Origin of the sequence: Melioribacter sp., from assembly GCF_049325435.1 — a bacterium.
Classification (GTDB): domain Bacteria; phylum Bacteroidota; class Ignavibacteria; order Ignavibacteriales; family Melioribacteraceae; genus Melioribacter; species Melioribacter roseus.
Window position 1 is genome coordinate 43,463 of the sequence record NZ_JBMOLD010000001.1, and the last position, 24,538, is coordinate 68,000.

Here is a 24,538-nt window from a genome sequence, read left to right on the forward strand (position 1 = left end):
GGGATGTTCCTAAAATATAATTTTATTATTTTTATTAAAACTTTTCGGACAGTATAGATGAATCAGCTTATCAACGGTATTAACGAATTGATTGAATTTGCAATTTCGGGCGACGAGTCTTTTTACAACGAAATATGCCGATTTCTAGTGCGTAATTTTAATCTTCATTCGGTTTCACTGTTTAGTCTTTCGGACAAAACCAATCTCAAGCTAATCGGTAAATCCGACAACGTAACTCTGGAAGGCGGCGGAGATTTTTCGTGTACGAATTGCCGGGTAATAAACAACAATCTCATTAATACGCTCAATTTCGACAGTAACTGCGGAATTCCTACGGACACTTCGAAATTCAACGCTTGCTTGATGGCGACCGACAACGCGGGAAATCGATTCGTCGTCTCGATTTCAAAAAAATCCCCCATCGACAAGAACGATAAGCTGAACATTGAATCGGCGTCGGCTTTAATAAGTCGTCTGTTATCCCTCAGAACGCCGGTTCACAAATTCAACCAGCCGAGCGCGGAAATATACGAATTGATCAATAATTTTTCGGACGACATAAGAAATATTACAAATACCATTATCGGCAGCGTAACTCTATTATCCGAGAAATCGGACTCCGGATTGAAACCGGAGAATTTTTCTCCCATAAGGCGTTCGGCTCAGAGCATTCTTCTCTATTTGAACGACTTGAAAGAATCGACAAGAATACTATCGGGCGATTTTTCGGTAAATAAAAAAGACGTCGAAGTTACGCAGGTATTGGAAGACTTAATCAAATTATTCCGTCACCGTTCCAACAACAAATTCAAATTCGACGTCGACCTGAAAATCGACGGAACTATAAAATCCGACGAGTTCAAATTGAGATACGTATTCAGCAATTTGATCTATACGGCTTCCCTCCTTTCGACCTCCGGCAATTTTACAGTCAAAGGAAGCAACCGGGAATCTGGCGGAATCGAAATGACATTAACCGCCAGCGACGCGGTCGGTATACCTGTCGATATAATCAAGAATTTCTTCAAACCTTTTGTAATTAAAAAAATAAATGAAATTAAGAATTCCAACTTAACGGGATTAAGCTTATATTTAGCAAAAAAATATCTCAATCTTCTTAACGGAGATATAAGCGTTGTTCACTTTAACGATCAACTTATATTCAAAATAACAATCGATGGAGCAATAATGTCTGATATCGACAAAACATTGAGCGGTCTTCCCAAACCCGATACGGAAAACAAAGTTCTGGTAATTGAGGACGACTATGCTACCTCCAAGTTGTTGAGCAACTATTTGAACAAATGGGGGTATAAACCGATAATTGTCAGTACGGAACAGGAGGCATTTGACTTCATAAACTCCGAATCGCTCCTGGCTGTCATTTTGGATATCGAACTGCCGAATACAAACGGTCTCGAATTATTGCGCAAAATCCACGAGCACGAAAAAACGAAAAACGTGCCCGTAATTGTCTGCTCTATCGAACACGAACAACAGAAAGCCTTTATGATGGGCGCAGTGGAATATTTTGTAAAACCGATCAACTACAACTATCTCGTGGAAGTTCTTACAAGTTATAAATTGAGAAAAGATTCTAATATTTTATGCGTTGACGACGACGTGCCGACGCTCAATCTCGTTAAGCAAGCCATTGAATCGGCGGGTTTCAAACCGGTAGCCGAAAACGTATCGGCTAATGTTATGGATTTGATTAAAGACAAGGATATCGACCTGGCAATAATCGATCTCGATATGCCTCATCCGAACGGTTTCGAATTGATAAAAATGATTAAATCGGAACCGAGATTCGCTCATCTTCCGATTATTATTTATACGGGCAAAGAGAACTATCAGGAAGACCTCAAAAATATCGAAGGGCTTTTCGACGACTTGCTCGAAAAGAGATCGACTAACATCGAAGACCTGGCAGATACAATCCGCCAGATGATCAACCAATACGAAGTTCCTCCGCCGGAAGAAGAAGTGCTGACCAAAAAAGGCGTTAAGAAAATATTGCTGGCGGAAGACTACAAACATTCACAAATAATCGTAACGCGTTTACTGAAGAAAAACAACTTCGAAGATATAGTCGTTGTCGAAAACGGCGAAGACGCCGTCAATATGGCTAAAAAGGAAAAGTTCGATTTGATTCTGATGGATATGCAAATGCCGATTATGAACGGATTCGAAGCCACGGAAAAAATAAGGCAGATGCCGGAATATAAGAACGTACCGATAATCGCTTTGACGGCTTTTGCAATGAAAGGCGACAAAGAGAAATGCCTCGAAGCCGGCGCGACAGATTATATTCCCAAACCGATCGACAGCAAAGAATTTATCGACAAAATTAAATACTACACGAACAGTTAATCTAATCGCCAATTTTATTTAGGGGTAAGACATGAATATCAGGGTACGATTCGCTCCGAGCCCTACGGGATATTTACACGTGGGAGGTCTAAGAACCGCATTGTATAATTATTTATTTGCTCGCAAAAACAACGGCAAATTCATTCTGCGCATCGAAGACACCGACCGGAACCGGTATGTGGAAGGAGCCGTCGAAAATTTGATAAATTCTCTCAAATGGTGCGGTCTCGACTACGACGAAGGTCCGGACGCCGGAGGCGATTTCGGTCCGTATTTACAGTCGCAGCGGCTCGATATTTATAAAAAATACGCCGAAGAATTGATTTCCAAAGGTCATGCTTATTACTGCTTTTGTACGCCCGAACGCCTCGAGGAGCTGCGTAAAGAACAGATGGCAAAAAAGTTGCCCCAGGCAAAATACGACAAGCATTGTCTACGACTTTCCAAAGATGAAATCGAAAAGAAGCTGAGCGAAAATATTCCGCATGTGGTGCGACTAAATGTGGAACCCGGGAAAAAAATAATATTCGAAGACGTAATAAGAGGAACCGTAGAATTCGATTCCGACAATATCGACGACCAGGTGCTAATCAAAAGCGACGGCTTTCCAACCTATCACATGGCGAATGTAGTCGACGACTATTTAATGCAAATAAGCCACGTTATACGAGGCGAAGAATGGCTCTCCTCCACGCCCAAACATGTTTTGCTCTATAATTTCCTGGGATGGAATCTCCCTGTTTTTGCGCACCTTCCCCTATTACTGAATCCCGACCGTTCCAAGCTTAGTAAACGTCAGGGCGACGTAGCCGTAGAAGATTACAGAGCCAAAGGTTATTTAAAAGAAGCTTTAATCAACTTTGTCGCCTTGCTCGGATGGAATGCTGGAGACGACAAGGAATTTTATTACATCGACGAATTAATCGAAAAATTTTCGCTGGAACGCGTCAACAAATCGGGAGCTGTTTTCGACATCGAAAAATTGAACTGGCTGAATGCGGAGCATCTGAGAGCAAAGCCCGAAAGCGAACTGTTGCTTATGCTTAAAGACGAAATGAACAAAAGCAAATACGCGAATGCGAATTATACCGACGAGTATCTTCTGTCGGTTATTCGAGCGATGAAAGAACGCGTCTCCTTTGCGTATGAGTTTATAACAAAATCTCCCTACTTCTTCGAGGCGCCGTCATCTTACGAAGAAAAAGCCGTAGAGAAGAACTGGAAATCCGAAACGCCAGGATATATGACGAAATTGCGCGATAAATTTTCCGCGCTCGAAAATCCTTCCAAAGAAGATTACGAAAAAGCCCTCAAAGAAACGGCTTCGGAATTGGGAATCGGCGCGGGTAAATTAATTCACCCTCTCCGGTTAGCAGTATCCGGAATGAGCGCAGGACCCGGAATTTACGACATATTGTTTATCATCGGAAAAGAAGAAACGATTAAAAGAATTAACCGCGCTCTCGAAATTCTGAAATAAAATGCCGGGCAATCCTCGTTTGAGGTTTGCCCGGTTTCATGCTTCAATTTGTCATTGACCTTTCTTTTTAGCCCAGCTGTCTTTTAACGTGACGGTTCTGTTGAACACAAGTTTTTCCGGAGTGGAATATTTGGAATCGACGCAGAAATATCCCTGGCGTTCGAACTGGAATATTTCTCCCGGTTTCGAATCTTTCAAAGAAGGTTCGATGTAAGCGTTTTCGATTACTTTGAGCGAAACGGGATTAATATAGTCGAGCCAATTTTTTTCAGCCGCCGGGTCTTCGATTGTAAAGAGCCTGTCGTATAATCTTACTTCCGCTTCAGCGGCGTATTTTGCCGAGACCCAATGGATAGTGCCTTTAACTTTTTTATTGCTGGCGCCCGAGCCGCTTTTCGTATCGGGGTCGTATGTGCATCTTAACTCGATTATATTACCATTGTCGTCTTTAATTACTTCTTCGCATTTGATTATATAAGCGTATCTCAATCTCACTTCTCCGCCGGGAATCAATCTTCTGAACCCTTTGGGAGGATCTTCCATGAAATCGGCTCTGTCGATGTAAAGTTCTTTGGTAAATTTAATTTTCCTCGTTCCGGCGGAGGGATCTTCGGGATTGTTGACAGCCTCGACTTCTTCTTCCCCCTCGTAATTAACAAGTACGACTTTAACCGGGTCGAGAACGGCCATAGCTCGGTTGGCGCGTTTATTCAGGTCGTCGCGTATGGCAAATTCGAGCAGGGCTATGTCTGTCATTGCGTCGCGTTTTGCCACGCCGACGAGTTCGGCAAAATTCCAAAGGGATTCGGGAGTAAAGCCGCGTCTTCTCAAACCTGAAATCGTAGGCATACGCGGGTCGTCCCATCCGTCAACGTATCCGTCTTTTACCAATTGAAGCAGACGCCTTTTGCTCATTACGGTATAGCTCAAATTCAAACGCGCAAATTCGATTTGCTGAGGATGATAAATATTTAATTCGTCGAGGAACCAGTCGTAAAGAGGTCTGTGGTTTTCGAATTCCAACGTACAGATTGAATGCGTAATTCCTTCGATCGAATCTTCCAAACCGTGCGCCCAGTCGTAAGTGGGATAGATACACCATTTATTGCCCTGCCTGTGATGTTCTGCGTGAAGTATCCGGTACATTACAGGGTCGCGCAAATTCAGATTCGGCGAAGCCATATCGATTTTAGCTCTCAAAGTCTTCGAGCCGGTCGGGAATTCGCCTTTTCTCATTCTTTCGAACAAGTCGAGATTTTCTTCCACGGTCCTGTTACGATACGGACTTTCGACGCCCGGTTCGGTTAATGTGCCTCTGGTTTTACGAATTTCTTCAGCGGACAGATCGCAAACGTACGCCTTCCCTTTTTTGATCAACTCGACGGCGTATTGATACATCTGTTCGAAATAATCCGAGGCGTAAAAAATCCTGTCTTCGAAATCGGCGCCGAGCCATTTGACGTCTTCGATAATCGATTCGACGTATTCGGTTTCTTCTTTTTCCGGGTTTGTATCGTCAAAGCGGAGATTGAATTTGCCGTTATAATCGCGGGCGATTCCGTAATTAAGGCATATCGATTTGGCGTGGCCGATATGAAGATAACCGTTCGGCTCGGGAGGGAACCTCGTATGAACGCGACCTCCCCATTTATTTGTACGTATATCTTCGTCGATTATCTCATAAATAAAATTTTTTGGTTTTTCATTTTCCATAACATCCCCGGTTTTAATCAAAATATGGTCTGTAAAACGATTTCAGTTCAGGATTAGATTCGTCAACTAATATTAATATAGACTTTAGAATGCCTATTATTTTTCCGATGTCTTCGGAGCCTGTTTCCTTAAAAATAATATACCATGCGGAAATCGACCTCGAAGCGGCAACTTCGGCAAGTTTAAGCTGAATTAACTTCTCATCGATATCGCTCTCAAACGATTTTTTTACTTTTAATGAAATAAAATACTGATAATAACGAATTACGTCCAATGCGTCGGTTATATCCGTATTTTTATTATTGTCCTTAAGAAATAATTCGTTTTTTTCCAGCCAGTTGTTGCTTTCCGCGCCGTAAAGTTCAGAAAGTTCTTCAATACCCGAACTATCCGGGCGATAAATTTCGAAAGAATCATAAGCCTGAACGAATAAATCCCGAAGTACATTAAAAAACCCTTCGGGATTAAAAACCGCTTTTTTTCTTTCGTTCTTATAAATTGTTTCGATGAAAAGTTCGCACCTGGTGGAATAGATGCATCTGTCGCACCAGTTATCGCAATACTTATGTATATCCGTTATTAAATCGAGTTCCATGAATACCGTAAAAATTTAAGTACAAATATAGAAATTAATACGGTATTCTTCCTCAATAATCAAACCGTATTGCAAACGCTTCTAAATTTCGGAAGTACAGTTCGGGCATCTCGAAGCCTTGATCGGAATTAACGTAAAACACTTCGGACATTCTTTTGTAGTCGGCGCGGGTTTCGGTTCTTCCTCTTTCTTCCTTAGTCGATTTATTTGTTTAATCACGACGAATATCGTAAAGGCAATTATCAGGAAATCGATTACGGTATTTAAGAATACTCCGTATCGAATTGTTACCGCGTCGGCCGTATCGGTTTTATCTTTCAGTACGAGCGCAAGTTCGGAAAAATCGACATTGCCGATCAACCAGCCTATAGGAGGCATTATGACGTCGTTTACAAAAGAGCTGACTATTTTACCGAATGCGCTTCCGATAATGATACCGATTGCCATATCAATAACATTGCCGCGTATGGCAAATTTTTTGAATTCGTCGATTACTTTCATAGTCGCGCCCCTCCTACAAATTAGTATTAGTCTTCATATTTGCTCTTAAAACTAAAGAGGTTAGTGCTTATGCTGATTCCTGTAGCGAGCTGTCCGCCGGTTACCCCGTTAACATGGTCGCCGATAAAATAGTAAAATTGAAGAGACGCAATCAAATTATTTACTCTTATAGTCATACCGCCTTCCAAACCTCCGAAGACAGAATTTTTAGTATTTAAGAATCGAAGTCTCTTCTCCTCGTTCGACGCCAGTTCTCCCATTAAAGTTCTAACGCTAAGCCCCAGCTCATAGCTTAGCGTAACTTCATTTTCTTCATTATTGCTTATGAGGGCTCTTTCAATCAGAACGCCAATTCCTCCCACGGTAACGTCTTTAATTTCATTTTCAATTTTCCATGTGCTTGTGGAAACGGTAGCATACATGTGAAGATTAAAATTATTGAATATTTTTTTCTTTCTAAAGTCGAGCAATCCGGATCTAAGTCCGCTTCCGTTTGAAGGATTCAATATAATGTTGCTAAAAGTGTTATTAAGAGTATCCATTGTTGTAGCAACGTTTATGGAAGCGGTAATTAAAATATCGCGGATAGCCATGCTAACGCCCAATGCGCCGTTGGTGGCAAGCTCTTCTTTATTTTCTCCTGCGGCAAGACCTTTAACGTCGCCCGACGCAAAAACGGTTGTAACAATTGTATCCGCTGAATCGCTTATTGAAAGGAAATTGAAACCTTTTCTAACTGTTTGCCCCTCTGAAATGCCTGCTAATAAGATTATAACAGTTAAAACATAGATATACCTTTTCATCTCGTAACTCCTAAATTTATTTATTATTAATGAGGAGTAATTAATGCCTTCGTGGAGGCTGCCCTGAGTAAGACTATTAATTGGATAATGCGTCTTAAGATATAAAATTAGTCTTACAATGCCAATTAATTTACCGATTCATTTGAATCAATTCCGCAATTTCAATAACTCCGCCTGAATCGAGAAACGGACACCCTTTTGAAATTTCCGCGGCTTCTTTAATATTCGCCGCTTCAATAATTGTATATCCGCTTAATCCGGTTACGCTAACGTTTTCAATTATCCTGTCGGATTTAACAATGGTATTATCTTTTAACGGATTCGCAGGGCTAACTAATATCTTATTTAACTTACCGAGCCATTCCATATATTTATTATAATTATCCGAATCCTTTTCAGGATCGCCCGACTTACCGTCGCCTATATACAACAAAATAAATCTGGACATCATTAGTCCTTTCTGATTATTGATTCCAAATAGTTTTTGAGTCTTTCGTTAATAAAATAATTCCATCCGCCGATGCAGCTTTCTCTTTTGAATTCCTCGATATTTTCCTGGAAATCTTCCTGTACGGTAACTGTAAGAATCAATCGTACGCCTCCGTTTTCTTCTTTTAGAAAAAAATCCGTCGTCGACAGTCCGCCGTAACCCTCGAACCGCCAAGTGTATGCAATACGTTCTTCGGGAATAACTTCGGTAACTTCCCATTTATGCAAAAAATTTCTTCCATTGCTAATCACGTTAAAGCTAGTTTTAAAACCATTGACGGGCTCAAAAGCGGGAATGTTTTCGAAATACCATTTTTTCATTTCGTCAATATCCGTAAGGGCATTCCATACATCGGTTCTGCTTGCATTAAAAACCTGTTCGACAATAATCGGTTTATCGCTTTTTTTCATACCTTACTCCGTTTTTATGAAGCAAGCTATGAAAGTAATTCGTTAATTGCCAAATTTGTTTATTGACAAATTGCAAGATTGCCAAATTACAAGATTACCAAATTACAAAATTGCAAGATTACCAAATTACCAAATTGCAAGATTGCCAAATTGTTCAGGAAGTTTTTTATATCGATTTTTCGGAGTGGAGTTTGCAGAAAATCGCAACGAAGAGCTCAGCGACCGCTTGAACCTGACAGGATTATCGCTTCGACAGGCTCAGCGACCGGCAAAATAATACTACCCGTCAGAGTCGGGTGCGATTAAAACATAACAGCATGACAATTTTGTAGTCCGGATTTTCGAAGTGAGTCCGTCGACTGATGGACGAACGTAGTCGCTTCGACAAGCTCAGCGACCGCTTGAACCTGTCAGGATTATCGCTTCGATAAAATCAGCGTCGGCAAAATAATACTACCCGTCAGAGTCGGGTACGATTAACGCATAACAGCATGACTATTTTGTAGTACGGATTTTCGAAGTGAGTCCGTCGAATGACGGACGAACGTAGTCGCTTCGACAGGCTCAGCGACCGTTCCGATGCAATAAGACTATTCTCTAATTCTGTAGAATGTTTCTTTTCTTACATGCTTTTGCAAACTTGAAGACTTTTACGGGACACAATCTTCGCTTCGACAGGCTCAGCAACCGGCAAAATAATACTACCCGTCAGAGTCGGATGCGATTAACACATAACAGCATGACAATTTTGTAGTCCGGATTTTCGAAGTGAGTCCGTCGACTGACGGACAAACGTAGTCGCTTCGACAGGCTCAGCGACCGCTCTGATGCAATAAGACTATCCTCTAATTCTGTAGAATGATTTTTTCTTACATTGCTTTTACAAACTTGTAGACTTTTACGGGACACAATCTTCGCTTCGACAGGCTCAGCGACCGCTTGAACCTGACAGGGCTATCGCTTCGACAGGCTCAGCGACCGGCAAAATAATACTACCCGTCAGAGTCGGGTGCGATTAAAACATAACAGCATGACAATTTTGTAGTCCGGATTTTCGAAGTGATTCCGTCGAATGACGGACGAACGAAGTCGCTTCGACAAGCTCAGCGACCGCTTGAACCTGACAGGACTATCACTTCGATAAAATCAGCGCCGGCAAAATAATACTACCCGTCAGAGTCGGGTGCGATTAAAACCATAACAGCATGACAATTTTGTAGTTCGGATTTTCGAAGTGAGTCCGTCGAATGACGGACGAACGGAGACCCCGCTGCAAGCGGGGCAATTCTACCCGTCAGAGTCGGGTGCGATTAAAACCAAAGTATTACTACAGCCCATTCGATTCAGGATTGAATTTCAATTCTACAATAGTGCGATTAAAACATTAGAGAGGATTTACATAGCGTCCGCAAGATAACAAATTTCAATTCTACAATAGTGCGATTAAAACGCGACTTGAAGGCGCAGTAATAGCGAAAGACAAGACATTTCAATTCTACAATAGTGCGATTAAAACATATCCTCTGTACAACCTTCTTGTTTACGTAAAACTATTTCAATTCTACAATAGTGCGATTAAAACGCGAAAAACTGGACTTCGACAAATACGGCGTAATGCATTTCAATTCTACAATAGTGCGATTAAAACGCGAAAGCGCTTTGTCTCCATACGGATTATCGTATTCATTTCAATTCTACAATAGTGCGATTAAAACTCAGACTCGATTCTGATAATCGCATGCAGAAGTAGCGCATTTCAATTCTACAATAGTGCGATTAAAACTCGAATAGATAATAATGTTCTGGCGGTTGTCCGTACATTTCAATTCTACAATAGTGCGATTAAAACCCGGGCGTTTCTTCTAATATGATTAGCATGTGTTATTTCAATTCTACAATAGTGCGATTAAAACTCCCAGCGCACTGATATATTCCCACGTTTTACTAAGATTTCAATTCTACAATAGTGCGATTAAAACCCGGAGAAGAATATCCGCCGACGCAATGTCTCATATATATTTCAATTCTACAATAGTGCGATTAAAACTGTTTTCGCATATACACATATACCATGTGTTGAGCATATTTCAATTCTACAATAGTGCGATTAAAACGGATAGAGCACGAGAGAAAGCATACATAGAAAGATAATTTCAATTCTACAATAGTGCGATTAAAACAGCCGTAGTCCTCCGCAATTTCGCTTATCGTCGATTATTTCAATTCTACAATAGTGCGATTAAAACGCTAAGGAAATCGACGACGAACGACTCGCTGCCATATTTCAATTCTACAATAGTGCGATTAAAACGAGAAGGCGAGAGCCGTCGGGCTGGGTGGAATTGTTATTTCAATTCTACAATAGTGCGATTAAAACCCGTTAAAATATCAACATTTTAGTTCATAAATGCAACATTTTTTTAAAACAACGTCGTCGACCCCCGATAGTGCAAAATCCCCGGGAGGTCGACGACATTTCAATAAGAAAACCGGCAAAAATTAATTCTGATAATTAATATCGCCTACTTTTTCCGCCAGTTCCATTCCTTTTTCGATTGCCTGTTTGTTGAGCGGAATAAGATGATGATATCTTTCAGGCAATACTTTTTTGAGGGCTTCGAGCGCCGTATCGAAAGAAATAACAGGTTTTTTCTTGAGATATGCGCCCAGCACAACCATATTCATCACGCGCGTGTTTTTTAATTTGGCGGCTTCGTTGGCGGCTTCGACAGGCAAGATTTCGATATCGGTCCTTTTGGGAGGATTCAATATCGTACTGGCTTCGTAAATAAGCAGCCCGCCGGGTTTAATCGAATTTTCGAATTTATCGAGCGACGGCTGATTGAGCGCAATGAGTGTGTCGAATTTCGATATGATGGGCGAACTGATTTTAGAATCGCTGATAATTGTAATACAATTTGCCGTGCCGCCTCTCATTTCCGGCCCGTATGAAGGCATCCAGCTTACTTCTTTGTCTTCAATCACCCCGCCGTAACATAAAATCTGTCCGAGCGACAAAACTCCCTGTCCCCCGAAACCCGCGATAATAATTTCTTCGGTCATCATTTGCCTCCTTCGATTTCTGGTACTTTCAGGTCGCCGAGCGGATAGAAAGGCAACATATTTTCTTCGAGCCATTTATTCGCTTCTACGGGAGTCATTTTCCAGTTGGAAGGACAATTCGAAACTATTTCTACAAAGCAGAGACCTTTTTTATGGTCCTGATACTGGAATCCTTTCAGAATTGCCTTCTTTGCTTTTCTTACGTTATTCGGGGTATTGACAGCAACGCGAGTGCAATAATAAACTCCCGGCAATTGTGCGATCAACTCGGTTATTTTCAATGGATTTCCCATCAGTTCGGGAATTCTGCCTTCGGGGCTGGTAGTCGATTTCATACCGACGAGCGTAGTCGGAGCCATCTGACCGCCTGTCATTCCGTAAATGCCGTTATTGATAAAAATAATCAGAATGTTTTCTCCGCGGTTGCATGTGTGAATCGTTTCCCCGGTGCCGATAGCGGCCAAATCGCCGTCGCCCTGATAAGAAAAAACGTATTTATCGGGCAGCATTCTTTTGATTCCCGTTGCAACAGCGGTTGCCCTGCCGTGTGCGGCTTCCGACATATCAATATCGAGATAGTTGTATGCGAAAACGGAACAACCGACCGGAGCCACTCCGATTGTTTTATCCTGTATTCCGAGTTCGTCGATAACTTCGGCAATTAAGCGATGCGCAACTCCGTGTCCGCAACCCGGGCAATAATGCATCGTTGTGTCGATCAAAGTTTTAGGTCTGTCGTAGACCAGATTTTCTTCGACACAGACGCTTTCTTCGGCAATCATTTCTTCGAAATGTTTTTCTTCCTGCAATTTATTATCCGTCATACCAATTCTCCCGAAAATTTTTCTTCAAGTTGAGCCAGAATTTCTTCCGGCGATGGAACGATGCCTCCCATCCTGCCGTAGAAATGCACGTCCGTCTTGCCGTTTACGGCAAGTTTAACATCTTCGACCATCTGACCGGCGTTCATTTCGGTAACCAGCATTCCTTTGACATTCTCGGCAAGTCGATTCAATTTTTCGTACGGGAAAGGATAGAGAGAAATCGGTCTGAAGACGCCGACTTTCAAGCCTTTTTCGCGGGCTAATTCCGCAGCCTTGGAACTGATTCTTGCCACTAGTCCGAACGATACGATAATTATATCCGCGTCGTCGCAGTTAATCATTTCATAACGGACTTCCTTCTCTTCGATTTCTTTGTACTTTTTCTGGAGTTTATGATTTATCTCCTCCATCTTATCGGGTTCGATGTGAAGAGAAGTGATAATATTTCTTTCTCTGTTTTTCGGTTTGCCCACCGTAGCCCATTCTTCTGTATTGTTTTTGCGTGGAATCGGATCGAAGAGTTCCACTTTTTCCATCATTTGTCCGAGCGCTCCGTCGGCAAGAATCATAACGGGATTTTTATATTTAAATGCGAGGTCGAAACTGAGAGGCACAAAATCGACCATTTCCTGAACGGTTGACGGGGCGAGAACAATCAGTTTATAGTCGCCGTGACCGCCGCCTTTTACAGCCTGGAAATAGTCGCCTTGCGAAGGCTGAATCGTACCGAGACCCGGACCGCCTCTCATTACGTTGACAATCAGACACGGCAGTTCGGCGCAGGCGATGTAAGAAATTCCTTCCTGCATCAGACTGATTCCGGGAGACGACGAGGAGGTCATAACTTTTTTGCCGGTGCCTGCGGCTCCGTAGACCATATTGATCGAAGCCACTTCGCTTTCGGCCTGTAGAACTATCATACCGGTTCTTTTATAAGCTTCTTTTGAAAGATACTCTAATACTTCCGATTGCGGAGTAATAGGATAACCGAAATAACCGTCGCAGCCGGCGCGAATTGCAGCTTCGGCCAGAGCTTCGTTTCCTTTCATTAAACGGAGTTCTTTTTTCATTGCCGCACCGTTACTGTTATATCGTTTTTGACGTCGGTTATAGTTGCAAGGTGTTCTTTTTTCGCTTTATCGGTTTTGCGATAGACTCTGATAATGCCTTCTGGGCAAACCAGAGCGCAGTTAGTACACCCGGTGCAATTATCTTTGATTTTTACGACGTAATGATATCCTTTTGAGTTCAGTTTTCGAGAAAGCTCTAGCGTCGACTGCGGGCATGCTACCGTGCATATCTCGCATCCTTTGCATTTCTCGATATCGATCAGGATATCGCCTTTTACTTTTGCCATAATTACCTCGGTTTATTTAAAATAAAAAAAGGTTATAGTTTTGCTATAACCTTTCTTCGGTTTAGGGGTTAATCTTTGTAGTATTTCAATTAGAGCCAAAATCATAGTTCCTTCTAAAATCTATTTTAAAGAAACTAACGTGCCAAAGTTTAGAGTCAAAATCTATGGTTTAAAATAAGAATTATCGACAAAAAATAAAGCCTAAAACCGAAAGTTTACAACTCACATAAAAGGAGTCGAAATCCTCTTATCAAACCTGAGAAAACTATTTCTTGCGGTTAGGACAATTCGGCGTGTTTATCAGCATGATACGAGCTGCGCACCAAAGGCGAGGATTCGACAGCTTTGAACCCGAGGCTCATTCCGAAATCCTTGTATTCCTTGAATTCTTCGAGAGTAACGTATCGGTGCACCGGCAAATGATTTTTTGTGGGCTGCAAATACTGACCGATTGTCATAATATCGCAGCCGGCATTGTATAAATCTTTCATCAAATCGAAAACTTCTTCTTTAGATTCGCCTATTCCGACCATAATCCCGCTCTTTGTTCTAAGTCCCCTTTGCTTGAACCATTCGATCAGCTTAAGGCTTCTTTCGTATTTTGCCTGAGGGCGTACGGCATGGTAAAGACGTTTGACCGTTTCCAGATTATGATTCAAAATGTCGGGCGGATTTTGCATTATTATTTCGAAAGCTTCCGTTTCGCCTTTAAAATCGGGGATTAAAATTTCAATCGTCGTAGATGGCATTTTTGAACGAATGAGCCTGACTGTTTCCGAAAAAATCGAAGCGCCTCCGTCCTTGAGTTCGTCCCTGTTGACGGAAGTAATTACGACGTGATTTAATTTCAACTGCTCGACCGATTCAGCCACGCGTCTCGGTTCGTCGAGATCGAGTTCGGTAGGAAGTCCCAGTTTAACGTTACAAAATCCGCAGCTCCTCGTACATACGTCTCCTAATATCATAAATGTAGCTGTTCTGCGGTTCCAGCACTCTGCGATATTCGGGCATTTTGCTTCTTCGCAAACGGTGTTGAGTTTCGATTTTCTCATCAAACGATGTACGTCTTTATAATTTTCGCCCGAAGGGAGCCGTACTTTCAGCCACTCGGGTCTCTTACCCAGTTCCTGTCGTTCCTTTTCAATTGCTTCTTTGAAATTCTTTTGATGTTGATTGATTTTCATTTATTCTCCGGATTTAGAATTAAACAGAACTTGTATCGAAATTTTCCAAAATATGTTTAATCGACATAAGAAATTTACTGCCAATCATTCCGTCAATCAAACGGTGGTCGTGACTCAGCGATAAATACATCATCGGTTTAATGGCTATCGATTCGACGCCTTCGTTTTCTACGACAACCGGTTTCTTTACGACCGCTCCGACTCCAAGGATACCGACTTCGGGTTGATTAATAATCGGCGTGCCGATCAACGTGCCGAAGACGCCGTAGTTCGTAATCGAAAACGTTCCGTTCTGAACGTCTTCGGGAAGCAATTTCTTCGTGCGAGTCCGCTCGCTCAAATCGGCTATAGCTTTTGCCAGTCCGATAACGCTTTTTTCTTCGGCGTGTTTAATGTTCGGCACGATCAATCCGTTCGGCTCAACAGCCACGGCAATGCCAAGATTGATATATTTTTTCATCACGATATTCGCGCCTTCGATCGAAGAATTCATCAACGGGTATTGCTGCAGAGCCTTAACAGCCGCAAAAGCAATAAACGGCATGTAAGTCAACTTTAAGTTTTCTTTAGCGAATTTGTTTTTGTTTTCTTTAATGAAATTATAAATAACCGACATATCGACTTCGGCGACTGCGGTAACATGCACGGAAGTATCGCGGCTTTTGACCATATGTTCCATAATTCGCCGTCTTGTATGATCCATCGGAATAATTTCAACTCCGTCCGAACTTACCCGTTTGTCTTCAGAAACAGACGCCGGTTCGGTTTTCTTAACGTCCTGATTTATTGCGACCGATTTCCGGGACTCGATATATCTTTCGAGGTCTTTTTTCGTAAGCCTGCCTTTTAGTCCCGTGCCTTCTAAAGTATCGAGTTCGCTCAAAGGAATTCCTTCGGCTCTTGCAAGATTAATAACGGAAGGCGAATAGAATCGATTTGCGTTCCGGCTTGCAGTCTCTTCCTTTCTTAAAGGTTCTTCGGCGGCGGATTTTTCTTTCTCTTCCGCAATTTCAACGGTTTCTGCGGCGGTAGTTACCGGACGCAAGCCCGTAGTGGTTTTAAGCTTTGCTACAGTCTGTCCTACTTCAACGGTTTGATTTTCCTCGTAAAGGATTTCCGTCAATATTCCTTCTTCGGGCGAAGGAACTTCGGTGTCGACTTTATCGGTGCTTATTTCGAAAAGAATTTCGTCCTTAGCTACTTTGTCGCCCGCTTTTTTATGCCATTTGATTATAACGCCTTCGGTAATCGACTCGCCCATTTTCGGCATAATAATATCGACTATCTCGCCGCCCACTTGAGTTGTTGTCGGCGTATCCTGTGCCTTATCGACATATTCCGAATTATCCGTTTCCAGAACAGCTACAACTTTTCCAACTTCTGCTGTTTCGTTTTCTTTTACCAAAATTTCTTTAAGAATTCCGTTTTCGGGACTCGGCACTTCGGTATCGACTTTGTCCGTGCTAATTTCGAATAAAATTTCGTCTTTTTTAATTTCTTCGCCAACTTTTTTATGCCATTTGATTACCGTTCCTTCGGTAATACTTTCCCCCATTTGCGGCATAATAATTTCGACTTTCATCAATACCTCTCATTAATATTTCAATAACAATTTAAGCCGGTCGTAAATTTTATTTCTGTCGGGCAGAACAAATTTTTCGAGGTTCGGAGCATACGGAATTGGAGAGTCTTTTGCGGCAATTCTTTTAACGGGAGCGTCGAGAAATTCGAAACACTCGTCGGAGATGCGAGCGGCAATTTCGGCTCCGAATCCCGCAGTAAGAGTATCTTCGTGAATTACGGCGACTTTACCGGTCTTTTTAACGCTTTCGGCGACGGCTTCGAAATCGAGCGGAGAAATTGTTCGTATGTCGATAATTTCGACAGAGTATCCTTCTTCTTTCAGTTTTTTTGCCGCGAAGGCCGATTCGTGCACCATTGCGCCGTAAGTAATAACCGATAAATCCGAGCCTTCGGTTACTTTACGGGCTTTTCCGAACGGCAGTAAATATCCCGCATCGGGTTCGGGCGACGTAGCGTAACTCTGCCTGTAAAGACCTTTATGCTCCAAAAACAACACCGGATCGTTTATGCGAAGAGCGGTTTTCAATAATCCTTTAGCATCAGCCGCGTTCGAAGGGTAGGCTATATAAAGTCCGGGCATGTGAGCAAAAAAACCTTCGATATTCTGGCTGTGATACAATCCTCCGTGAATAAATCCTCCTACCGGAACGCGTATTACCACCGGGGTTTCGAACAGATTGTTCGAGCGGTAACGATACATAACAAGCTCGTCTCTTATCTGCATAAAAGCCGGCCAGATATAATCGCCAAATTGAATTTCGACGCACGGTTTAAGTCCCGCCAGCGACATTCCGATTGCAACGCCTATTATGCTCGCTTCAGCCAAAGGCGAATTGAAAACGCGTTCGTTTCCGAACTGCGTCGATAATCCTTTTGTGGCAGTGAACACTCCCCCTTTTTTGTCCGCCACGTCTTCGCCGAAGATATAAATCTTATCGTTAAATTCGAGTTCTTCTTTCAGAGCATGATTGATGGCGTCGACCATGACGGTATTTTTGCCGTAGCTTTTTGATTTTTCGTAAGTAAGTTTCGATTTTTTGTCCGACTCGTCGTAAACATATTTTATTGCGGCGTTTGTCTCCGGCTCCGGCTGTTTTAATGCCCAGTCTGCCGCATCGTTGACATGATTTCGTACTTCTTTATAGAGTTCCTCCAATGCCAGGTCGTTAAGAAAGCCCTTTTCGATCAAGTAATTTGAGAATAATTTTATCGGGTCTTTTTGAGCGTCCTGCGCCAGCGATTCGGCGGGACGATATTTTTTCTGGTCGTCCGAAGAGGAATGCGAAAAGAGCCGCACTACATGAGCTTCAACGAGCGCCGGCCCATCGCCCCTGCGCGCGTATTTGAAAGCCGACTTTGCAATAGCATGTACTTTGAGAAAATCGGTGCCGTCTACCTCGAAACGGAGTAAATTTTCGAAACCTTTCAGCAACTCCGAGACCGACGAATTCCTGCCCGCATTTTGATTTTCGACGGGAACAGAAATAGCCCATTTATTATTTTCGATCAAAAAAACGACCGGAAGTTTTTCGCGGCTTGCCCAATTGACAGCTTCGAAAAATTCTCCTTCGGAAGTGGCGCCTTCCCCGCTGCTAACATAAACCACGCCTTCCCTGCCTTCTTTCTTCAATGCCAATGCCGTGCCGACTGCTTGTAAAAATTGAGTACCCGTGGGGCTCGATTGAGTAGGAACGTTTAATTCTTTTGACGACCAATGACACGGCATTTGTCTGCCTCCGCACATCGGGTCGTTTTTCCGGGCGAGGAAATGAAGGAATACGTCTTCGGGTTTTGTGCCCGCAGCCAGCATGAAAGCCAAATCTCTGTAATACGGATATGCCCAATCGATTCCTTTTTTTAATTGAAGTCCGAACGCCACCTGAGCGGCTTCGTGTCCGGAACCGGGTATGTGAAAAAACGTCTTCCCCTGTTTCAACAAGGTCATCTGCTTGTCGTCGATAGTACGGGACATAATCATCAGTCGAAGGACATTCAACAATTCCTTTTTGTTCATTCCTCCGAATGAATCTTTTTTACCCGTGGGAGTTAATTCTTCGTTTAGTATTAGCTCGGATTTATCTTTATTCATGCTCCGCCCTTTCAAATTCTATTATTGAATTTATGAAGCGACTTCTGTCGATTTCGGTATGATGCCGATAATCGAAAATTCGTACGAATTCTTCGAGCAAATCTTTCTTAATATCTTCAATATCGTACATTATGCCAGTTTCCTTTTGGAGCGAGGTCACTTCTTTATCTTTAATGCCGCATGGAATTATTCCTCCGAAGAGGGATAAATCCGTATTGATATTGAAAGCAAAACCGTGCATCGTAATCCAGCGGCTCACTTTAATTCCGATAGCGGCAATTTTGCGGTCTTCTATCCACACCCCCGTTAAACCTTCTTTGCGGTCTGCTTTAAGTCCGTATTTTTTACAGACGTTTATTATTAACTGCTCCAGATTCCTCAAATAAGCGTGGGTATCCTCCTTCCATTTTTTAAGATCGATTATCGGATAGCCCACAATTTGTCCGGGTCCGTGATACGTTATATCTCCGCCTCGGTCGATATCATAAACTTTTATTCCGCGTTCGGTCAACTGTTCGTGTGTCAAAAGTAAATTCGACCTGTCGGCAACTTTACCGAGTGTATAAGTATGAGGATGTTCGAGCAGGAAAAACAGATCGTCAACCTCGCCCGCAAGACGTCGATTTAAAATTTTTTTTTGAAGTTTCCAGGCTTCTTCGTAATCGATAAAACCGAGATCGCAATATGTCAATTTTCTGATTTCGTTCTCCATTATGAAAGGCAATATAAAAATACGAGGATTAAAAACAAACTTGAACTCTTATTTAGAGATTAACAAATATAGAGGATTTTATGTTCAAAAGACAAATCATCTTATAAAGTATGCTAAACGTTATCGAGCAATAAAAAGTCGTTTTTCTTTCGTTTTGGAGCTTTTTGAGTGTTTTTTTCGGGATAAGCGCACAAATCCGAAATGGGACACACGGTGCAATCGGGATTTGTAGGGCGGCAAATTCCCCTGCCGAGTTTAATCAAATTCGTATGGAGCGAATGTGCTATCCCTTCGGGCAGATTTTCATTAATTCTCAGAAAAGTTTTCTCGGGCGATTTTTCGTTAACAATACCGATACGGTTTAATGTGCGGTGCACGTGAGTATCGACCGGGCAGACGTTCCGGTACAACGAAAAAAGCAGAACGCAGCTGGCTGTTTTTATTCCGATTCCTTTGAATGATGTAAGATATTCCAGAGCCTCTTTGTTATCCATTTTTTTGATGAATTTCATATCGAGTCGGTTATCTCTCGAAAGATTGACAACGAGATTTTTAATTGCCCCGGCTTTTTGATTTGTCAATCCCGCTTTTTTGATCGTCTTTTCGATTTCCTTTAAAGGAGCTTTTACCAGCTGGTTCCAATCCGAATATTTCCGTTTGAGATTTTGATATGCCTCGTAAGAATTGTTGTCGTTCGTATTTTGAGAAAGGATTGTGGCAATAAGCAAATCGACCGGAGCGGGTTTGCGTTTGTTCCTTTCGGGTACGCCGAAATGTTCGATCAATCTACGGTTAAGTTTATCCAGCATTTGAATTATTTTTATGAAAGACGAAGCGTAAGATAAGAAAAACGGGGTTATTTGTTGATATACTGAAATATCGGAACGGTAAAATAAAATGCGCTTCCTTTTCCGAGAGTACTTTCGACCCAGATGCTGCCGCCCATTTTTTCGCAGAATTCCTTGCACAGAATCAAGCCGAGTCCGGTTCCTTTTTCTTTATGATGCCCTATTTCGGCGTTGTTGACGTCGATTCTGAAAAGTTTGTTTTTGTCGGCTTCGCTAAGACCGATTCCTGTATCTTCTACCGATACGACCACAAAACCGTTTTCATCGCGAGTTGACACTGTAATCCGTCCGCCCGGATTCGTAAATTTTATAGCGTTTGTCAGTAAATTCCTTACAACCGTTTCGAGCAGGTTATTGTCGGCATAGACCATAAGCGTGGAATTCAGATTGACGATTATTTCGATATTTTTCTTTTCCGCCTGAGTGGCAACAATATCCACCGTTTCATTTATAACGTTCCGAATCGAGATCGGTTCGAGATTAACCTCGAGACGACCAGTTTGAGCGCGCGACCAGGTCAATAAATTTTCGAGTAGTTTCTGTATCGAGGCTGCCGTTTGATAAATAGTTTTTATGTACTCGAGCTTTTTCTCGTCTGTCATCTCTTCGTAATCTTCCTCGAGAATTTGAGAAAAACCGAGAATCGTGAATATCGGATTTTTAAGGTCGTGTCCGATAATCGAAAAGAGCTTGTCTTTTGCGCTGTTCAATTCGATCAATTTCTTTTCCGATTCGGCAAGCTGAACGTTGAGCTCGACATAACGCGCGGCTTCCTGTTCAATCTGGTCTCGCGAATATGCGATATCCTGTAACAGTTTTTCACGCTCCAGCTCCGCTTCAATCCTGTCCTGAATGTCCCGAATAATAAAAAGTATTAATACGGGTTTTTTATTTTCATTGAGAATAACGCCGATATTCGACTCGGCGTAAACCGGATTCCCGTTTATGTCTTTGAGACGAAACAGATACGATTTAATAGACGAACCGGCAGCCGCAACCGAAATGTTTTCCCTGAAGAGTTCCTTATCCTGCTCGTAAATAAAATCGACAATATTTTTGGAAAATGTGTCTTCGACTTTTTCGATGCCGAGCAACGACAAAAATTTATTCGAAGCATACGAGATAGAACCGTCGAGTTCGGTTGTAACTATTGCGTCCGGCGAAGTCGACAATATCGACTGAGCAAATAATTCGCTCTGTATTATTTTGTCTTCAATATTTTTCTTCTCGGTAATGTCGCGAGCTCTCAAAACTATTCCGCTCTTATTATCATCGAGTTTCATACGATGAAAATGGATTTCGAAATACCTGCCCTTCAATTTTTCGGACGTATAAGTTTCCGTAAACGATTTTACCGTTAGCGCTTTATTGAGCACTTTTTCCCAGTACAGTCTGTCGTCTAAAGGAAAGATTTCCAGGAAGTTGCAGCCTTCGTCGTAACCTGCCCTGCCGTATAAAACCATATACGACTTGAATTTATTGTTGCAACGGAGAATTTTAAAATCCTGGTCGAGAAGACAGAACATATCGTCCGTATCGATTAATACGTCGAGCAACTCATAAGGATCTATTTGAGTCCAATGTTCGCTATTTGCTATCTTATGATTCATTAAAAAACGGAATCCCACTTCTCCACCCTTATTATCGATAAAATTCAGGATTTATTTAAATTTATTTTGTTATTTATTCGAATTTATAATTCATTTCGGTTATTATTTTTGTGTGTATTATTCAAAAATCAGAGGTATTATGGATACTTTAATGGTAAGCATATCGGGCATAAGAGGAATCATCGGAAAAGGTCTCTATCCTTCCACAATTGTAGAATACACGTCGGCGTATGCGGATTTCTGCGGCAAGGGCAAAATTGTAGTAGGCAGCGACGGACGCATTTCGGGAAATATGGTTAAAAATATAGTTATCGGAACGCTTCTGGCTAAAGGAAACGATGTAATCGACCTCGGAATTTGCCCTACTCCCACAGTCCTTTTCAACGTAAAAAATCTGAAAGCTGTCGGCGGCATTCAGATTTCAGCAAGTCATAATCCGAACGAATGGAACGCTTTGAAACTTCTGAATAAAAAGGGCGAATTCATGAGTCCCGAAGAACACAAAAAGATGATATCGCTCCTGAAAGAAACTCAGAACCGTTATGCCAAATGGAATGAACTGGGGAGCGTAACTCATTACGAAAAAGGGCTTTACGACCACATCGATGCGATTCTTTCGATGCCTTATATCGATTTAAAGAAAATTCGTAGGAAAAAATTTAAGGTCGTACTCGATTGCGTTAACGGAGCGGGCGCCTACTCTATGCCCTATCTTCTCAAAAAATTCGGATGCGAAATTATCGAAACCAACTGCGATAAAAGCGGAATTTTTCCGCGACTGCCCGAGCCGGCGCCGGAAAATTTGACTAAGACGATGAAACTAGTAAAAAAATCCAAAGCCGATTTCGGAATCGTAGTCGATCCCGACGTGGACAGACTTGTATTGATTACCGAAAACGGCAAACCTTTCGGCGAAGAAAATACGATTACTCAAGCGGTCAAATTTATTTTATCCCGAAGAAAAGGCAACGTAGTTGTAAATCTATCCACGACCCGCGCTGTGGACGACGTAGCCAAAAGTTTCAAATCGAAAGTTTACAGGTCGCCCGTTGGCGAAGCAAATGTCGTAAAAAAAATGAAGCAAGTAAAAGCAGTTATCGGCGGAGAAGGCAGCGGCGGAGTTATACTGCCTTCGGTTAATTTCGGACGCGACGCTTTAGTCGGAACCGCTCTTCTGCTTCAGCATCTGACGGAATTCGGCGGAACTATGACTGAATTGAAAAATGAACTGCCCCGGTATTTCATCGTGAAACGCAAAATCGAAATCGGCAGAAGAGACCCCGATAAGATTCTGAATAAACTGGCAAAGAAATATTCGAAGCACAATCCGAACAACGAAGACGGTCTCAGAATCGATTTCGAAGATCATTGGGTGCATTTCAGAAAATCGAATACCGAACCGATAATCAGATGCATAGTTGAAGCCGATTCACAAAAAAAAGCCATCGAGTTGATCGAGAAGTATTTGAAGGAATTGTAAGTCATCGGAGCAGACATTAATGCCTGCTCCGCATTAATTTTTATCTGTAAAATTCGCTGATTTTTCGAACTACGAATTCGATTTGCTCTTCCTTCAATTCGGGATAAATCGGCAATGCCAGCGAAGTTTCGGCTGCCAGATTCGATACCGGATAGTCGCCGTCGACGGCGTTCAAATATGCGAAACATTCCTGACGGTGAAATGGAACCGGATAATAGACTTCGCAGCCGATCTCATTTTTCTTCAGGTGTTCCAGTAAAGCGTCGCGATTGGCAACGCGAATTACAAACTGATTGTAAATATGGTAATTCTTAAGTCCGTTTATATTTTTATATACCGCTTCCGGCAGAATAATTTTTTCGGGTTTTAAATAATTGTTTTTATCGTCTACTAGTCCTGTCTTTTCGAACAAATCGTAATAGAGCCGGGCGTTCGCTCTCCTTTTCTCCGACCATTTGTCGAGGTGCGGCAGTTTAACTCTCAATACGGCAGCCTGAAGAGCGTCGAGTCTGAAGTTTCCGCCGATAACTTTATGATAATATTTCGGTTCCATACCGTGCACGCGCATAATCTTGAGGCGGTGATAAATTTCCTCGTCGTTCGTAGTAACTATTCCGCCGTCGCCGAAACCTCCCAAATTCTTGCTAGGGAAGAATGAAAAGCATCCCGTATGACCGATAGTTCCCACAAAACGACCGTCTTTATACTGAACGCCGATAGCCTGCGCTCCGTCTTCTATCACATAGAGGTTATGCTTTCGAGCTACTTCCATTATCTCGTCCATTTCCGCGCTTTGCCCGTAAAGATGCACGGGAATTATAGCTTTGGTTTTAGGCGTTATCTTTTTTTCGATTTCTTTCACGTCGATATTGAACGTTACGGGATCGATATCCGTAAATACGGGCGTGGCGTCGAGCCGGGCCACGACTCCGGCAGTTGCAAAGAACGAATACGTAGGCAGGATAACTTCGTCTCCGCTTTTTATTCCGAGCGCCATTAAGCTGAGCAAAAGAGCGTCGGTTCCAGAGGAAACCCCGACGGCGTATTTTGCTCCCGTATAATCGCATATTTCCTTTTCCAACGCTTCGACTTCGGGTCCCAATATAAAGTATTGCGATTCGACTACCTTCATAATCGCTCGGTCGATTTCTTCTTTGATCGATTGGTATTGCGGTTTTAAATCCAAAAGCGGCACTTTCATAAAAACTCCTCAAAATTATTTGGATAAAATTAAACAAATATGAATTGAATAACTAAACTGAAAATTTATTTTTGAAAATTATTTGCGTTTTCCATTCCGGATTTTTCATGCCGGACGGTAAGCTTTGAATGCCTTCGTTACATTTGTTGTGCGACTCTAAAGCTTATCGAATCTTTTTAGCGAAGGTTAGATTTTTTTTGCTATATTAATCGAGCTAATTT

Annotated in this window: 20 protein-coding genes and 1 CRISPR repeat array; of the genes, 3 read left to right on the top strand and 17 right to left on the bottom strand. The window is 42.2% G+C overall.

The features are described 5' to 3' along the window. Positions 1–57 precede the first annotated feature (57 nt). Together ACOYVE_RS00220 and gltX are read left to right on the top strand one after the other, a co-directional pair. Positions 58–2,373, top strand: a complete 2,316-nt coding sequence (locus tag ACOYVE_RS00220; protein ID WP_014856934.1) for a response regulator — start codon at positions 58–60, stop codon at positions 2,371–2,373. 31 nt (positions 2,374–2,404) lie between these two features. Next, the gene (gltX, locus tag ACOYVE_RS00225) at positions 2,405–3,853 is read left to right on the top strand and encodes a glutamate--tRNA ligase (protein ID WP_014856933.1); all 1,449 of its coding nucleotides are present in this window, start codon (positions 2,405–2,407) and stop codon (positions 3,851–3,853) included. Between the two features lie 51 nt (positions 3,854–3,904). Here gltX and ACOYVE_RS00230 read toward each other — a convergent pair whose 3' ends face one another. The 16 genes from ACOYVE_RS00230 to ACOYVE_RS00305 all read right to left on the bottom strand — a co-directional run bounded on the left by ACOYVE_RS00230 (position 3,905) and on the right by ACOYVE_RS00305 (position 21,636). After that, positions 3,905–5,566: a glutamine--tRNA ligase/YqeY domain fusion protein gene (locus tag ACOYVE_RS00230; RefSeq protein WP_014856932.1), complete on the bottom strand. Its 1,662-nt coding sequence runs from the start codon at positions 5,564–5,566 to the stop codon at positions 3,905–3,907. A 13-nt stretch (positions 5,567–5,579) separates the two neighbouring features. Continuing rightward, positions 5,580–6,161, bottom strand: coding sequence for a hypothetical protein (locus ACOYVE_RS00235; protein ID WP_014856931.1), 582 nt, complete (start codon positions 6,159–6,161; stop codon positions 5,580–5,582). 81 nt (positions 6,162–6,242) lie between these two features. Continuing rightward, positions 6,243–6,662: a large-conductance mechanosensitive channel protein MscL gene (gene mscL, locus ACOYVE_RS00240; RefSeq protein WP_014856930.1), complete on the bottom strand. Its 420-nt coding sequence runs from the start codon at positions 6,660–6,662 to the stop codon at positions 6,243–6,245. A 26-nt stretch (positions 6,663–6,688) separates the two neighbouring features. Next, positions 6,689–7,465, bottom strand: coding sequence for a hypothetical protein (locus tag ACOYVE_RS00245; RefSeq protein WP_014856929.1), 777 nt, complete (start codon positions 7,463–7,465; stop codon positions 6,689–6,691). Between the two features lie 130 nt (positions 7,466–7,595). Continuing rightward, on the bottom strand, positions 7,596–7,916 hold the full coding sequence (locus ACOYVE_RS00250) for a YciI family protein (RefSeq protein ID WP_051015880.1): 321 nt from the start codon (positions 7,914–7,916) through the stop codon (positions 7,596–7,598). After that, positions 7,916–8,365 (bottom strand): SRPBCC family protein, encoded by a 450-nt coding sequence (locus ACOYVE_RS00255; protein WP_014856927.1) that lies wholly within the window; start codon positions 8,363–8,365, stop codon positions 7,916–7,918. The genes ACOYVE_RS00250 and ACOYVE_RS00255 overlap by 1 nt, the downstream gene beginning before the upstream one ends. A 1,353-nt stretch (positions 8,366–9,718) precedes the next feature. Continuing rightward, positions 9,719–10,742: a CRISPR direct-repeat array (repeat unit 30 nt; unit sequence ATTTCAATTCTACAATAGTGCGATTAAAAC). 122 nt (positions 10,743–10,864) lie between these two features. Then, positions 10,865–11,428 carry a 2-oxoacid:acceptor oxidoreductase family protein gene (locus ACOYVE_RS00260; protein ID WP_014856926.1) on the bottom strand — a complete coding sequence of 188 codons (564 nt, stop codon included), beginning with the start codon at positions 11,426–11,428 and terminating at the stop codon, positions 10,865–10,867. Beyond that, positions 11,428–12,210 (bottom strand): thiamine pyrophosphate-dependent enzyme, encoded by a 783-nt coding sequence (locus tag ACOYVE_RS00265; protein ID WP_014856925.1) that lies wholly within the window; start codon positions 12,208–12,210, stop codon positions 11,428–11,430. The genes ACOYVE_RS00260 and ACOYVE_RS00265 overlap by 1 nt, the downstream gene beginning before the upstream one ends. Before the next feature lie 38 nt (positions 12,211–12,248). Further along, positions 12,249–13,322, bottom strand: a complete 1,074-nt coding sequence (locus ACOYVE_RS00270) for a 3-methyl-2-oxobutanoate dehydrogenase subunit VorB (RefSeq protein ID WP_422880468.1) — start codon at positions 13,320–13,322, stop codon at positions 12,249–12,251. After that, entirely contained in the window at positions 13,319–13,609 is a 291-nt protein-coding gene (locus ACOYVE_RS00275) for a 4Fe-4S dicluster domain-containing protein (protein ID WP_014856923.1), read from the bottom strand. Before ACOYVE_RS00275 ends, ACOYVE_RS00270 begins: the two co-directional genes overlap by 4 nt. Before the next feature lie 278 nt (positions 13,610–13,887). Next, positions 13,888–14,793, bottom strand: a complete 906-nt coding sequence (gene lipA / locus ACOYVE_RS00280; RefSeq protein ID WP_014856922.1) for a lipoyl synthase — start codon at positions 14,791–14,793, stop codon at positions 13,888–13,890. Between the two features lie 19 nt (positions 14,794–14,812). Beyond that, positions 14,813–16,375 carry a 2-oxo acid dehydrogenase subunit E2 gene (locus tag ACOYVE_RS00285; protein WP_422880469.1) on the bottom strand — a complete coding sequence of 521 codons (1,563 nt, stop codon included), beginning with the start codon at positions 16,373–16,375 and terminating at the stop codon, positions 14,813–14,815. A 12-nt stretch (positions 16,376–16,387) separates the two neighbouring features. Beyond that, the gene (locus ACOYVE_RS00290) at positions 16,388–18,466 is read right to left on the bottom strand and encodes an alpha-ketoacid dehydrogenase subunit alpha/beta (protein WP_014856920.1); all 2,079 of its coding nucleotides are present in this window, start codon (positions 18,464–18,466) and stop codon (positions 16,388–16,390) included. Beyond that, positions 18,459–19,178 carry a lipoyl(octanoyl) transferase LipB gene (gene lipB / locus ACOYVE_RS00295; protein WP_422880470.1) on the bottom strand — a complete coding sequence of 240 codons (720 nt, stop codon included), beginning with the start codon at positions 19,176–19,178 and terminating at the stop codon, positions 18,459–18,461. Before lipB ends, ACOYVE_RS00290 begins: the two co-directional genes overlap by 8 nt. A gap of 113 nt (positions 19,179–19,291) precedes the next feature. Next, positions 19,292–19,987 carry an endonuclease III domain-containing protein gene (locus ACOYVE_RS00300; RefSeq protein ID WP_422880471.1) on the bottom strand — a complete coding sequence of 232 codons (696 nt, stop codon included), beginning with the start codon at positions 19,985–19,987 and terminating at the stop codon, positions 19,292–19,294. 47 nt (positions 19,988–20,034) lie between these two features. After that, the gene (locus tag ACOYVE_RS00305) at positions 20,035–21,636 is read right to left on the bottom strand and encodes a sensor histidine kinase (protein WP_014856917.1); all 1,602 of its coding nucleotides are present in this window, start codon (positions 21,634–21,636) and stop codon (positions 20,035–20,037) included. Positions 21,637–21,775: 139 nt separating this feature from the next. Here ACOYVE_RS00305 and glmM point away from each other — a divergent pair, with 139 nt between their 5' ends. After that, positions 21,776–23,116, top strand: a complete 1,341-nt coding sequence (gene glmM, locus ACOYVE_RS00310) for a phosphoglucosamine mutase (RefSeq protein ID WP_041356069.1) — start codon at positions 21,776–21,778, stop codon at positions 23,114–23,116. 40 nt (positions 23,117–23,156) lie between these two features. Here glmM and ACOYVE_RS00315 read toward each other — a convergent pair whose 3' ends face one another. Continuing rightward, on the bottom strand, positions 23,157–24,317 hold the full coding sequence (locus ACOYVE_RS00315; RefSeq protein WP_014856915.1) for a DegT/DnrJ/EryC1/StrS family aminotransferase: 1,161 nt from the start codon (positions 24,315–24,317) through the stop codon (positions 23,157–23,159). Between the last annotated feature and the right edge of the window lie 221 nt (positions 24,318–24,538).

Excerpts from the sequence above, each read along its gene's own strand:
- lipB (WP_422880470.1), bottom strand. The coding sequence starts at position 19,178 with ATGGAGAACGAAATCAGAAAATTGACATATTGCGATCTCGGTTTTATC.
- ACOYVE_RS00250 (WP_051015880.1), bottom strand. The coding sequence starts at position 7,916 with ATGATGTCCAGATTTATTTTGTTGTATATAGGCGACGGTAAGTCGGGC.
- ACOYVE_RS00290 (WP_014856920.1), bottom strand. The coding sequence starts at position 18,466 with ATGAATAAAGATAAATCCGAGCTAATACTAAACGAAGAATTAACTCCC.
- ACOYVE_RS00245 (WP_014856929.1), bottom strand. The coding sequence starts at position 7,465 with ATGAAAAGGTATATCTATGTTTTAACTGTTATAATCTTATTAGCAGGC.
- ACOYVE_RS00275 (WP_014856923.1), bottom strand. The coding sequence starts at position 13,609 with ATGGCAAAAGTAAAAGGCGATATCCTGATCGATATCGAGAAATGCAAA.
- ACOYVE_RS00270 (WP_422880468.1), bottom strand. The coding sequence starts at position 13,322 with ATGAAAAAAGAACTCCGTTTAATGAAAGGAAACGAAGCTCTGGCCGAA.
- ACOYVE_RS00260 (WP_014856926.1), bottom strand. The coding sequence starts at position 11,428 with ATGACCGAAGAAATTATTATCGCGGGTTTCGGGGGACAGGGAGTTTTG.
- ACOYVE_RS00265 (WP_014856925.1), bottom strand. The coding sequence starts at position 12,210 with ATGATTGCCGAAGAAAGCGTCTGTGTCGAAGAAAATCTGGTCTACGAC.
- glmM (WP_041356069.1), top strand. The coding sequence starts at position 21,776 with ATGGATACTTTAATGGTAAGCATATCGGGCATAAGAGGAATCATCGGA.
- ACOYVE_RS00255 (WP_014856927.1), bottom strand. The coding sequence starts at position 8,365 with ATGAAAAAAAGCGATAAACCGATTATTGTCGAACAGGTTTTTAATGCA.
- mscL (WP_014856930.1), bottom strand. The coding sequence starts at position 6,662 with ATGAAAGTAATCGACGAATTCAAAAAATTTGCCATACGCGGCAATGTT.
- ACOYVE_RS00300 (WP_422880471.1), bottom strand. The coding sequence starts at position 19,987 with ATGCTGGATAAACTTAACCGTAGATTGATCGAACATTTCGGCGTACCC.
- ACOYVE_RS00285 (WP_422880469.1), bottom strand. The coding sequence starts at position 16,375 with ATGAAAGTCGAAATTATTATGCCGCAAATGGGGGAAAGTATTACCGAA.
- lipA (WP_014856922.1), bottom strand. The coding sequence starts at position 14,793 with ATGAAAATCAATCAACATCAAAAGAATTTCAAAGAAGCAATTGAAAAG.
- gltX (WP_014856933.1), top strand. The coding sequence starts at position 2,405 with ATGAATATCAGGGTACGATTCGCTCCGAGCCCTACGGGATATTTACAC.
- ACOYVE_RS00305 (WP_014856917.1), bottom strand. The coding sequence starts at position 21,636 with ATGAATCATAAGATAGCAAATAGCGAACATTGGACTCAAATAGATCCT.
- ACOYVE_RS00220 (WP_014856934.1), top strand. The coding sequence starts at position 58 with ATGAATCAGCTTATCAACGGTATTAACGAATTGATTGAATTTGCAATT.
- ACOYVE_RS00315 (WP_014856915.1), bottom strand. The coding sequence starts at position 24,317 with ATGAAAGTGCCGCTTTTGGATTTAAAACCGCAATACCAATCGATCAAA.
- ACOYVE_RS00235 (WP_014856931.1), bottom strand. The coding sequence starts at position 6,161 with ATGGAACTCGATTTAATAACGGATATACATAAGTATTGCGATAACTGG.
- ACOYVE_RS00230 (WP_014856932.1), bottom strand. The coding sequence starts at position 5,566 with ATGGAAAATGAAAAACCAAAAAATTTTATTTATGAGATAATCGACGAA.